Here is a 12,001-nt window from a genome sequence, read left to right as displayed (position 1 = left end):
AGAGTTTTTAGCGAGCAGTAAATGAGTTTCAGGTCACTTCCCGGTTTCTATTGTGAGAGTCGATCCGTAGGAATTAATTTTGGTTCTCCGTTTGTATTCGGAAGCAGTAAGATTGATATTTAATTCTACTTACTGATTTAAAAAATAAGATAAACTATGGCATTTAAATAAATCTTTCGATATCTTTGGTTATAACAAACAAGAATAACTATACAACCATGACAATAATAGATAACCCTAAAATACTTATTGCAGAAGACGTTGAATCCAATTTTTTATACCTGAGTGCTGTTTTAAGCAAAATTAAGGCGAAAATTTATTGGGCTAAAAATGGAAAGGAAGCAATTGAAATCTTTAATAAGGAAGAAATTGATTTAGTATTGATGGACCTTCAAATGCCCGAGATGAATGGCTATGAAGCAACTAAAATCATGAAAGCAAAACGCCCCGACTTGCCAATTGTAGCGCAAACCGCCTTCGCCATGTCTGATGATCGGGAAAAGGCACTGGATGCCGGTTGCGACGATTATCTGGCAAAGCCCATCAAATCAAAAGACCTTTTAAACACGGTAGAAAAATACATGCACGTCTAAAAACGGTGCGTAAAAAATATCATGAAAACGTTCATTTCTTTTTAGAGGTGAACGTTTTTTTGTAATGCATTCGGCAACTTAAGACTGATGATTTATTACTTTTGCCAATTAATCACTTCATTCGATGGAAAATAAACAGTTTTTGCTTGATCAACGTTATTTGAAGATGGCCACTATTTGGGCTCAAAATTCGTATTGCGAGCGACGCCAGGTTGGTGCACTTTTGGTGAAAGACAAAATGATCATTTCCGATGGCTATAATGGAACGCCGTCTGGCTTCGAAAATATTTGTGAAGACGACAATAATAAGACAAAACCATACGTACTTCATGCCGAGGCCAATGCAATTACAAAGGTTGCAAAATCGAGTAACAGCAGCGAGGGAGGCACTATGTACGTTACGTCATCTCCTTGCCTCGAATGCGCCAAGCTGATTATTCAAGCCGGAATCAAACGTGTTGTGTTTACCGATAGTTACCGGTTGGAGGATGGCATCAACTTACTGAAGCGAGCTGATATTGAGGTCGTTCAGGTTGTAACTGATGAATAAATAAAAGTCAATGAATATAAAAAAGACAAATATTTACATGCCGGTTTTAATTGCTGTTTCAGTAATTATTGGTATTGTACTTGGCAATAGTTTGACCAAAATACAGGCACCGTCATCACAAAATTTCCTTCCTCAGCGAGCCAACAAGTTGAGCACCATTGTTGAATTAATAAATGAAGCATATGTCGACTCAGTCTCGACGAACGAGTTGGTTGAAAAGACAATTCCCGAACTGCTGAAAAATTTAGACCCGCATACGGCCTACATTCCTGCAAAAGACATGCAAGAAGTTCATGAAGAGATGCAAGGAAACTTTGGAGGAATCGGTGTACAGTTTTCGATCCACAACGATACCGTGCAAGTGGTTGATGTTGTTTCCGGTGGCCCCTCTTATCAATTGGGCATTTTAGCAGGCGACCGAATTGTGACAGTCAACGATTCAGTCATTGCAGGCGTTAACATCAATAATACAGATGTGTTGAATGTTCTTCGTGGCGAAAAAGGAACCAAAGTAGCTGTCGGCATCAAACGTCGGGGAATTCCCGAACTGATCGATTTTGAAATCACACGCGGCGACATTCCAATTTACAGCATTGACGTAAGTTATATGATTGACGATGTAACCGGTTTCGTAAAAGTAAACCGCTTTGCAGAGAAGACACATGAAGAGTTTGTTGAAGCTGTTGAAAAACTAACCACTTCCGGAGCACAAAAAATTATTGTTGATTTACGCGGAAACCCCGGAGGCTACCTGATGGCAGTGGTCAATATGGTCAACGAATTTTTGGACAAAGGAAAACTAATTGTTTATACCGAAGGAAATTCACAGCCTCGTAAAACCTACAACGCCACGAAATCGGGTGTTGCTTTAGACAAAGAAATCATTGTTTTAATTGATGAATATTCGGCTTCGGCCAGCGAAATCTTTGCGGGAGCTATTCAGGATAACGACCGTGGATTAGTTGTTGGCCGTCGTTCTTTCGGAAAAGGACTGGTGCAAGAGCAAATTCCTTTTCGCGATGGTTCAGCACTCCGGTTAACTGTTGCCCGTTACTACACCCCAAGTGGTCGGTGTATTCAAAAGCCCTATGTTGAAGGCGACCAGCTGGATTACTACCACGACATTGTGGACCGAGCCGAGCATGGTGAATTTCAAGTGGCTGATAGTATTCAATTCGCCGACTCCCTGAAGTATGAAACGATAGGTGGGCGTACTGTTTATGGTGGTGGTGGCGTGATGCCCGACTATTTCGTGGCTGCCGATACATCCGGCTATTCCGATTACTATTCGAAGATTACGCAAAAAGCATTGGTTTATCATTTTTCGTACCAGTATAGCGATAATAACCGGGAACTATTAAATGAACTTAAAACGGCGAAAGAGTTTAACAATTATCTGGATGATGCTAAAATTTTGGATCAGTTTTTAGTGTATGCCAGCGAAGAAGGCTTGGAAACTGATCGAAAGGGCTTGGCAAAAAGCGGAAAAATTATTGAAACTCAAATAAAAGCCTACATCGCCCGCAATATTATCGGGGAGGAAGGATTCTTCCCGATTATTAAAGATATCGATGAAACACTGCAACGGGCCATTCAGCTTTCTCAGTCAAAAAAACAACTTAGTCAGTTACTTGCTGTAACAAAATAAAACCTTAACCGTCATAAAGGTGTAACGACCCAAATAAGTATGACGGTTGAAGAATATAACCAAGCAGTAAATCTTTATGCAGATGGAGTTTTTCGATTTGTTCTGAAGAATATCAAAGACCAGGAAAAGGCACGAGATATTGTTCAGGACAGTTTCGAAAAGCTTTGGATGCATAAGCGAACGGTTGATTCAGCCAAAATAAAATCATATCTATTTTCTACGGCTTACCATCGAACAATTGATGTAATCCGAAAAGATCAGCGTCAAAAACGTTACGATGATCTGCAACTGCCGGATGAAGGGCACAATCAGCAATATTCCGATATTGGCGAAGTGCTGAATCAGGCCATTCGCTTGCTGCCGGAGGATCAGCGATCGGTCCTGATGTTGCGCGACTATGAAGGTTATTCCTACAAAGAGATTAGCGAATTAACCGCTCTGAATGAATCCCAGGTGAAGGTTTATATTTACCGCGCCCGGGTGTTTTTGAAGAATTATATTGGCAAATTAGATGTGCTTGTTTAAACTATGAATATTGACCGCACAAATTACGAGATCTACTTTTTAGATTATCTTGATGGTAACTTGCCGGATAATCAGGTTGATGCGTTTTTAGATTTTCTGAATGACAATCCTGATCTTCATGAAGAACTAAAAGCGGTTTCGTCCATTAAAAAGCTGGAGCCCGATTTAACGGTTTTACCAAGAAAAGAAGCTCTGAAAAAAAATGCGCTGACTGAATCTTCCGAATTTGATTATCGGGCAATTGCCCTGATGGAAAACGACTTGAGTATAGAAGATGAAAAAGCGTTTATTCATGAAATTACCAGCAATCCTAAAAAAGAGCTTTATTTTGACCAATTCCTGAAAACGAAACTTCAAGTTGAACCCAATATTGTTTTCACTGACAAGGAACGGCTTTACAAAAAATCAAACACAAAGGTTTTAATGCTTTGGGCAAGTCGCGTTGCAGCTGTTTTGCTCCTTTCCTTTTCTGTTTATGCTATTTGGAATTATTCAACTACAAATCAACAACCGGTTCAGTTGGCCAAAGAACAACAGCCGGATTTCGAAAAAGAAGAGGTCGCCACTCCGAATCAAGCACCGATTGTTTTGAATGAGTCTGAAAATCAGCAACCCAAAAAAGAACGCGAAGTCATCAAGCCGATTCCGGGCATTCAACCAACCATCACAACTCCTGTTGAAAAGCAATCAAATCAATTAATCTTCATCAGGGAAACCATTCCTGCAACTTTAAAGCCTAAAAGTATTCAGCTTAAACACAACAATCCGCAAGCAATTGCGCTGGTTGAAATGAAGAAGCATCAAGAGTCGAATGCACCTGATTATCTGAGTATAGACGAATACCTGGCTGAGAAAGTATTGAATAAAGACAAAAATGAATCATTGAGTTTGGGTAATATCATAACCGCAGGATTAGATGCCGTTTCAACTGTCAGTAATGAACGGGTAGACTACGAAAAAAATGGAAAAGGAAAACTATCCGAAATCAGTCTGAATACCCGGTTGTTCGCTTTTTCAATTCCGCTAAAAAAAGATTAATCCCATCTGTAACTTTTCCAAATAGCAGCCCGTCCTACTACCGGGAACAAAGCAAAACATGTTTCGCAAGGCTTTCAAAAAAAAAGGAAGTCATCCAGATCACTTGTAAAAACAGATAAACTTGAATATGATGAAAAGAGCAGTAACAACAACCCTGTTAATCTTCTTTTTTGCTGGGGCACTAGTTGCACAAGACACCACCAAAGTAGGAAAAGTAGTTGAAGTAAAAGAAGGACCCGGCAGAACTGAAGTGGGACTATTTAGAGATCGGATTTATATTGATGATAATGACGATAACGATACGACACACATTCGTTTTGGAAAGCGGAATATTGAGATTATAGAGCGAGATGGACAAACGAACATTAACATGCACCGTGACCGCTTTTTGGAAGATGAAGATAAGGATAAAGACAACTGGAAACATAACAATTTTGACGGCCACTGGGCTGGTTTTGAACTAGGCGTAAATGGCTTTTACGATACAAATTACCTCGGAGTCGATGAATTCATGGAGCTCGATCAGCCAAAATCGCTCGAAGTGAATATTAACTTCGTAGAATATAATATTGCCTTAAAAGAGAATCGGATTGGACTGGTAACAGGCATGGGCTGGTCGATGAACAACTATCGCTTTGATAATCCTATTACCATAGAAAAAGTGAGTGGAGTGATTGAGCCTCAGCCAATTGACCCTGACGGATTTGACAAGTCAAAACTGACGGTTTCGTATCTGACTATTCCGCTATTACTCGAATTTCAAGTTCCGGTCAACCGGCGAAGCAATTACCTGTTTATTCAGGGTGGCGTAATTGGTGGCTTAAATATTGGCTCGCACACCAAGTATAAAACCGACCACACCAAGAGCAAAGATCGTGGAAGTTTCAACATCAATCCATTTAAGTATTCACTTGCCGGGCGGATTGGGCTAAAAGATATCAGCTTGTTTGCCACATATAGCCTGTCGACCTTCTTCAAAGAAGATAAAGGACCGGAGCTTTTTCCCTTCTCTATCGGAATTGGCCTGGTTAACTTTTAATTACAATTTTCAGAAAATAGATAAGCCTGCTACGAGCAGGCTTCTTTTTTCAATTTTCATGCTTAACTTTGTTTGAGGAAATAAGTCATGAATCGAGCACGTAAAAAAATCCGCCCACACTGAAGGATCGTTTAAGCGAGTTCCACATGACCCCTACAAAAAGCAAACGATTATAATGAAACAATTTGCTCTGATATTATCATTAGTGGCTTGCGTATTTTTAGTCAGCGCACAATCAACAGATACATTGCAGGTTAAGCAATCCATGTCACGCCACCAGCCCAATATTATTCAACCACATGGTGTAGTAACGGATGGCTTTAATTACTGGGACGATGAATTCAAAGGTCATTGGTCGGGAATTTATCTGGGCTTAAATGGGTTTACCAATGAAGATTATTCGATGTATCCTGAAGAGGATGCCGGTTTTCTAGATGTCAACTTACTGCGATCTACCGTCTTGAATCTGAACCTGATCCAGTTTTCGAAAAGCTTGCAGCGAACCCGCAATACGATTGGACTGGTAACCGGATTGGGTCTGGAAATTCAAACTTACTTTCTCGATAAAAAAACAAGTATTGAAAAGGGAGGCTATCGCATTGAGCCAATCGAACAGTTTTATGATTCGAAGCAAAAATCGAAGCTGTCGTCAACCTACCTGAGTGTTCCATTATTGGTTGAATTTCAGGTTCCTTTAAAACAATATGGAAATCGAATTTATCTGGCTACCGGAGTGGTTCTTCAAAAGCGATTGAGTTCGCATACAAAAGTGAAGTACCGTGAAAACGGGAAAAAGGAAAAGCTGAAAACACCGGATGATTTTTATATCCACGATTTTCGTTTTTCGGGCATGGTCAAAATCGGCTACCGCTTTGTCAACTTATATGCAACGCTTGATCTTCAACCATTATTTGTCACCGACAAAGGGCCTGAATTATACCCATTTTCAATTGGGTTAGCCTTATTTTCCTTTTAAACCAGGCTGCTGATAAATTTCCTGTTTTATTCTTTTTGATTTTCCTATTTTAGTTGGCTTGTTAGAAATATTGAATCAATGATGTTTCGGATCATACAAATAGGAATAAACGTATGAAACGAACATGAGCTTTTTTAATCAAAAATTCACAAACAACGATGATTAAAAAAGTTTATGTGAGAGCGGAGCGGTTCCATCCGTTCTCAAATTTTAAAGTAAGTTTTAAAAAACTTGAAAATTTTAACCGGATGAAATTATTACTTCTTAGCAACTCAACAATGCCCGGAGAACCCTACCTGGGGTATCCCCAAAAGCAGATCCAGCAGTTTTTAGGCGATCGAAAAGTAAAAGCCTTATTCATTCCCTATGCGGCCGTTAGCTTTTCGTTTGACGAATATGAGCAAAAAGTAAATGAAAGCTTGCAGGAAATAGGCCACGAAGTCGTTGGTATTCATCACTTCAAAAATCCCGTAAAAGCAGTTGAAGAAGCTACAGCCATTGTGATTGGCGGGGGAAATACCTGGCAGTTGGTTCGTATGTTGCACGATCAGGATTTGATGGATCCGATTCGCGAGAAAGTGAAAGCCGGAACACCTTACATGGGTTGGAGTGCCGGATCGAATGTGGCTTGCCCATCGCTACGCACAACCAACGACATGCCCATTATTGATCCCAAGGGATTTAACACCATCAACCTGGTTTCATTTCAAATTAACCCACACTACCTCGATGCGAATCCTGAAGGACACGGTGGCGAAACCCGCGAACAGCGGATATCCGAGTTCTTGGAGATCAATCCCAATGTTTACGTAGTGGGTTTACGCGAAGGAACCATGCTGAAACTGGAAGACAATAAGCTGGAGTTGATTGGCAAACGGTCGACCCGTATTTTTATTCAGGGAGAAACACCATACGAGCTAAAGGCTGGCGACGATTTTTCCTTTCTGTTAAAAGAATAGTTAATCATCCTATTTATAGTGGCATTTAAAGACGTTGAGGCAAAAAGTTTATACTTTTGTAGCCTTAAAAATCAAATGCCATGGGTTTGTTTAGTAACAGCTATTTTGCACTTTTCCTGATCATTTTAATCGGTTTCATCATTGGCCGGATAAAAATAAAAGGGATATCACTCGATGTCTCTGCCGTAATTTTTGTCGCCTTGGTTTTCGGACACTTTGGAGTCATCATTCCCAAGGACTTTCAATATCTGGGGTTGGTATTATTTATCTTTACCATTGGAATTCAGGCGGGTCCCGGATTTTTTGGCTCGTTTAAAAAGAACGGTCGTGAATTGGCGGTGCTGGCCAGTTTACTAATTTTCACTTCCAGCCTGATTACCTTTGGTGTTTTCCACTTTATGGGAATTGATAAAAGCCTGTGCATTGGCTTGCTAACCGGGGCTTTAACCAGTACTCCCGGATTAGCAGCTGCTATCGATACAACCGGTTCTCCACTGGCGTCTATTGGTTATGGTATTGGCTACCCGTTTGGGGTTATTGGCGTCATTTTATTTGTCAGCTTATTACCTCGTTTTCTTCGGGTGAATATCAAGGATGCAGAAGCTCAATACAAAAAGGAAATGTCAGCCGGTTACCCCGAAATCATGCGCAAAAATTTTGTGGTTGAAAATGAAAATGTCGTTGGTAAAACCATTGGCGGACTGCGTATTCGGTTTATGACTAAAGCGGTTGTTTCGCGTGTCATGCACGGAGATACAGCGATTACCCCTTCACGGGATACGATGCTGCAAAAAGGAGACGTCATTAAAGCTGTTGGAACCGAAGAAGCCTTGAGCCGTGTTCAGTTGTTGATTGGCCCGGAAACAACGACCGAAATTCCACTGAGCACCCACTATGATGTACGCTCATTTTTGGTGACCAACAAAGAGATTGTGAATAAAACCCTGGGGCAACTCAATATTCTGAATACCTACAATGCAACGATCACCCGGATTCGTCGTTCGGGAATTAATATTTCCCCAAGCCCATCTTCAAAATTACAATTTGGCGATAAGCTCATTGTTGCTTGCCATAAAGAAAGCATGGAGCAGGTCGCCCGTATTTTTGGCGATGACGACCGTCGTTTGTCAGACACCGATTTCTTCCCAATTGCAACCGGAATTATTTTGGGAATCCTGGTTGGTAAGTTAAGCGTCAACTTTGGCTCATTCTCCTTTAGCTTAGGACTAACAGGCGGTATTTTACTGACAGCCCTTATTTTAGGACGTACCGGTAAAACCGGCCCTATTATGTGGACAATGACCGGTGCTGCCAATCAACTACTTCGGCAATTTGGTTTGTTGTTTTTTCTGGCCGCAGTGGGTACCGGAGCCGGATCGAGCCTGGTAGAAACCTTCCAGCAATATGGCGTTGAGCTATTTGTATATGGAATCATCATCACCCTGGTACCCATGATTATAACAACCATTATTGCACGCTATGCACTAAAAATGAATATCCTAACCCTGCTTGGAACCTTAACCGGTAGTATGACCAGTACGCCCGGCCTGGCAGCCATCGACGGAATGACCGATACCGATGCTCCGTCAGTAGCTTATGCAACGGTTTACCCAATTGCGATGGTGTTGTTAATTGTGTTTGTGCAGATTTTAAGTTTGATTTAGTAGATTCGAATCATGAGCTTTCAAGATATTCAGGTTATCGCTTTTGATGCCGACGATACCCTTTGGGAAAATGAAAATTTCTTTCGCGAAGCCGAACAGCAATTTTGTGAGTTGCTGAAAGCGTATCAAGCCCGCGAGCAGATCATGGAACAGCTTTTCAAGGTTGAGGTTCAGAACATGGAGATTTATGGCTACGGAATTAAAGCCTTCATCTTGTCGTTGGTTGAAACATCCTTGTTAATTTCGGATAAAAAAGTACGCCCGGAAGAGGTGGAGGCCATAGTCGACATTGGCAAAACCATGCTCAACAAAGACGTTGTTTTATTGGATGGTATTCGCGATGTGCTGGAAGAGCTTGCGCCAAACTATCGGTTGGTATTGGCTACCAAAGGCGATTTACTCGATCAGGAGCGGAAGTTGAAAAAGTCGGGCTTACTCAACTATTTTCATCATATTGAGGTGATGAGCCATAAAAAAGAGGCCAATTACCAGGCTCTTCTAAATCACCTGGATATTGAAGCCCGCCACTTTATGATGATCGGCAACTCCTTAAAATCGGATGTGCTCCCGGTGATTAACCTGGGAGGAACAGCCGTTCATGTGCCTTATTATACCACTTGGGTTCTCGAACAAATGAACCCGGAAGACATCAAAAGTGATCGATTTTTTGAACTAAAGAAAATACGTGATGTTTTGACATTGTTCACTAAAGCATAAATGGCCTGAAAATGGAATACCAAGGGAACATACTAAAAATGAGAACCGAGTTGGATGATCCAATTCAATATCAATTGCCAATTGGTGATGAGCTGGTGAATATGAATGCACTCATTGGCCAACACATTCAGTTTAGTTTTGACGGACAAATCAATTGTATTTCATGCGGAAAGAAAACCAAGACCTCGTTTAGTCAGGGTTTTTGCTACAATTGCTATCAAACAGTACCCGAGGCAGGAGCGGATGTCATGCGTCCGGAATTGTCGCGAGCACAATACGGTGTAGCTCGCGATATCAAGTGGGCCGAAGAGCACGACCTGATTGACCACTATGTGTATTTAGCTGTTTCGAGCGAATTGAAAGTCGGCGTTACCCGTCATCATCAAGTACCAACGCGCTGGATCGACCAGGGAGCAAGCCGGGCCATTCGCTTGGCCAAAACACCAAACCGGCACATTGCAGGCATCATCGAAGTGTTACTAAAAAAACACTTTACCGATAAAACCAACTGGCGGGCCATGTTGCAAAATCAGCTTAATGAATCGATTAAACTGGAAGAAGAAAAACAAAAAGCATTGAAGCTGATACCTGCCGAACTGCAGCAATACTTCTCCGACGAAAACGAAATACTTGAGCTTCACTACCCGGTAACGGCTTATCCTGAAAAGGTAAAAAGTGTAACTTTCGATAAACAAGCAGAGATTGTTGGTAAACTGATGGGAATTAAAGGACAATATCTTATTTTTGACAAAAATCAGGTGCTGAATATCCGAAAGCACAACGGATACTTTTTAAAGCTTTCTGTTAATTCATAATTGACGGTTCGTTACAGTTGTCAAATTAATAGCTTAAGCGCGAAAAGAATAAAGGATTGCTAATAGCCTGTTTTTGAACATGTGTGTAAAACATTTATTTAACCGTTGAAATGAATCAATTGACATCCCCGATTGACCATTTTTTCTTTATTTTAGGGTTTCTAAAAAAACCTGATTGGCAAACAATAAAACTATGGAAATTCAAGATTGGAAAACGATTGGCTTTGGATACCGCAAAACTAACCTGAATGTTCGTTGCTATTATAAAAATGGCGAGTGGGGCGAACTGCAACTGAGCGATTCCGAATACCTTAATATACACATGGCTGCTACGTCGTTGCATTATGGCCAGGAAGCCTTTGAAGGATTGAAAGCCTTTAAAGGGAAAGATGGTAAAGTCCGTGTATTTCGGATGGATGAAAATGCCAAGCGCATGCAACACTCGAGCGACGGCATTCTGATGCCTCATGTTCCTATCGAAACCTTTAAGGAAGCCGTTAAACTGGCGGTAAAAAAGAATATCGAATTTGTTCCTCCATACGGAAGCGGTGCCTCCTTGTATATTCGCCCGCTGCTGATTGGTGTTGGCCCCGAAATTGGTGTGCGCCCTTCGCAGGAGTACTTATTTATTGTTTTTGTAATGCCCGTGGGACCCTATTTCCCCGAAGGATTCAAACCAACCGACTTGCTGATTATGCGGCAGTTTGATCGTGCGGCACCACTGGGAACAGGAAAATACAAAGTGGGTGGAAACTATGCGGCAAGCTTAACAGCCGGCAAAAAGGCTAAAGCCGAAGGCTATTCTGCCGTACTTTACCTGGATGCCCGCGAAAAGAAATACCTCGACGAATGTGGACCGGCTAACTTTTTCGGAATCAAGAATAATACCTATATCACGCCGAAGTCAGAATCAATTTTGCCTTCAATTACCAACAAAAGCATTATACAAATTGCCGAAGATATGGGCTTGAAAGTTGAGCGCCGGCAGGTGCCTGTTGAAGAGTTGGAAACCTTTGAAGAAGTTGGAGCCTGCGGTACGGCTGCGGTCATTTCTCCAATCAAGCGAGTTTACGATGCCGACGAGGATAAAGAATACCTCTACGGAAATGAGCCCGGTACCTGGAGTACCAAACTATACGAAAAGCTTCGGGCCATACAAGATGGCGATGCCCCTGATCCATACGGATGGGTGACCGTTATTGAATAAATTACCTCAACCAAAAATATTGAAAGCCTTGTTTACCTAGTAAATGAGGCTTTTTTATTGGTGCAGAAACCAGCGCTCGGCCCAACTTCAACTTACTTTTTTACCTTGGGTGAAGTGGACGACGTCAAAACCACCCACCATGGTTCGGTCATTCTGAACTCGTTTCAGGAACGGCAGATGCTACCTTTACCCTAAAAAGGATCCGGCACGATGTTTTTCTGACCACTCCCGGTCTATTTTAGCCCAAGAAATATAAACCTGTTGAAGAGG

General features: G+C 41.5%; 12 protein-coding genes. All 12 read left to right on the top strand.

All coding sequences use genetic code 11. The features are described 5' to 3' along the window. The first annotated feature begins 218 nt into the window (after positions 1–218). The 12 genes from ACTB00_RS09060 to ACTB00_RS09005 all read left to right on the top strand — a co-directional run bounded on the left by ACTB00_RS09060 (position 219) and on the right by ACTB00_RS09005 (position 11,731). Positions 219–593, top strand: coding sequence for a response regulator (locus ACTB00_RS09060; RefSeq protein WP_463299592.1), 375 nt, complete (start codon positions 219–221; stop codon positions 591–593). Between the two features lie 124 nt (positions 594–717). After that, positions 718–1,143 carry a deoxycytidylate deaminase gene (locus ACTB00_RS09055; RefSeq protein WP_463299591.1) on the top strand — a complete coding sequence of 142 codons (426 nt, stop codon included), beginning with the start codon at positions 718–720 and terminating at the stop codon, positions 1,141–1,143. A gap of 10 nt (positions 1,144–1,153) precedes the next feature. Next, positions 1,154–2,791, top strand: coding sequence for a S41 family peptidase (locus ACTB00_RS09050; protein ID WP_463299590.1), 1,638 nt, complete (start codon positions 1,154–1,156; stop codon positions 2,789–2,791). Between the two features lie 39 nt (positions 2,792–2,830). Continuing rightward, a complete protein-coding gene (locus ACTB00_RS09045) occupies positions 2,831–3,316 on the top strand; it encodes an RNA polymerase sigma factor (protein ID WP_463299589.1) in 486 nt (161 codons plus the stop codon). A gap of 3 nt (positions 3,317–3,319) precedes the next feature. Beyond that, entirely contained in the window at positions 3,320–4,354 is a 1,035-nt protein-coding gene (locus ACTB00_RS09040; RefSeq protein ID WP_463299588.1) for a hypothetical protein, read from the top strand. A 127-nt stretch (positions 4,355–4,481) separates the two neighbouring features. Beyond that, a complete protein-coding gene (locus ACTB00_RS09035; protein WP_463299587.1) occupies positions 4,482–5,393 on the top strand; it encodes an outer membrane beta-barrel protein in 912 nt (303 codons plus the stop codon). Positions 5,394–5,568: 175 nt separating this feature from the next. Further along, entirely contained in the window at positions 5,569–6,369 is an 801-nt protein-coding gene (locus ACTB00_RS09030; protein WP_463299586.1) for a hypothetical protein, read from the top strand. A gap of 248 nt (positions 6,370–6,617) precedes the next feature. Then, a complete protein-coding gene (pepE, locus tag ACTB00_RS09025) occupies positions 6,618–7,328 on the top strand; it encodes a dipeptidase PepE (RefSeq protein WP_463299585.1) in 711 nt (236 codons plus the stop codon). 80 nt (positions 7,329–7,408) lie between these two features. After that, positions 7,409–8,992, top strand: a complete 1,584-nt coding sequence (locus ACTB00_RS09020; protein ID WP_463299584.1) for an aspartate:alanine exchanger family transporter — start codon at positions 7,409–7,411, stop codon at positions 8,990–8,992. A 12-nt stretch (positions 8,993–9,004) separates the two neighbouring features. Beyond that, positions 9,005–9,709, top strand: coding sequence for an HAD family hydrolase (locus ACTB00_RS09015; protein WP_463299583.1), 705 nt, complete (start codon positions 9,005–9,007; stop codon positions 9,707–9,709). Positions 9,710–9,720: 11 nt separating this feature from the next. Further along, positions 9,721–10,524: a DUF2797 domain-containing protein gene (locus tag ACTB00_RS09010; RefSeq protein ID WP_463299582.1), complete on the top strand. Its 804-nt coding sequence runs from the start codon at positions 9,721–9,723 to the stop codon at positions 10,522–10,524. Between the two features lie 193 nt (positions 10,525–10,717). Further along, positions 10,718–11,731 carry a branched-chain amino acid aminotransferase gene (locus tag ACTB00_RS09005; RefSeq protein WP_463299581.1) on the top strand — a complete coding sequence of 338 codons (1,014 nt, stop codon included), beginning with the start codon at positions 10,718–10,720 and terminating at the stop codon, positions 11,729–11,731. Positions 11,732–12,001: the final 270 nt, after the last annotated feature.

The organism is Sunxiuqinia sp., from assembly GCF_055140945.1.
Note: the sequence above shows the minus strand (reverse complement) of the source record. Positions and strands in the feature narration are given on the sequence as shown.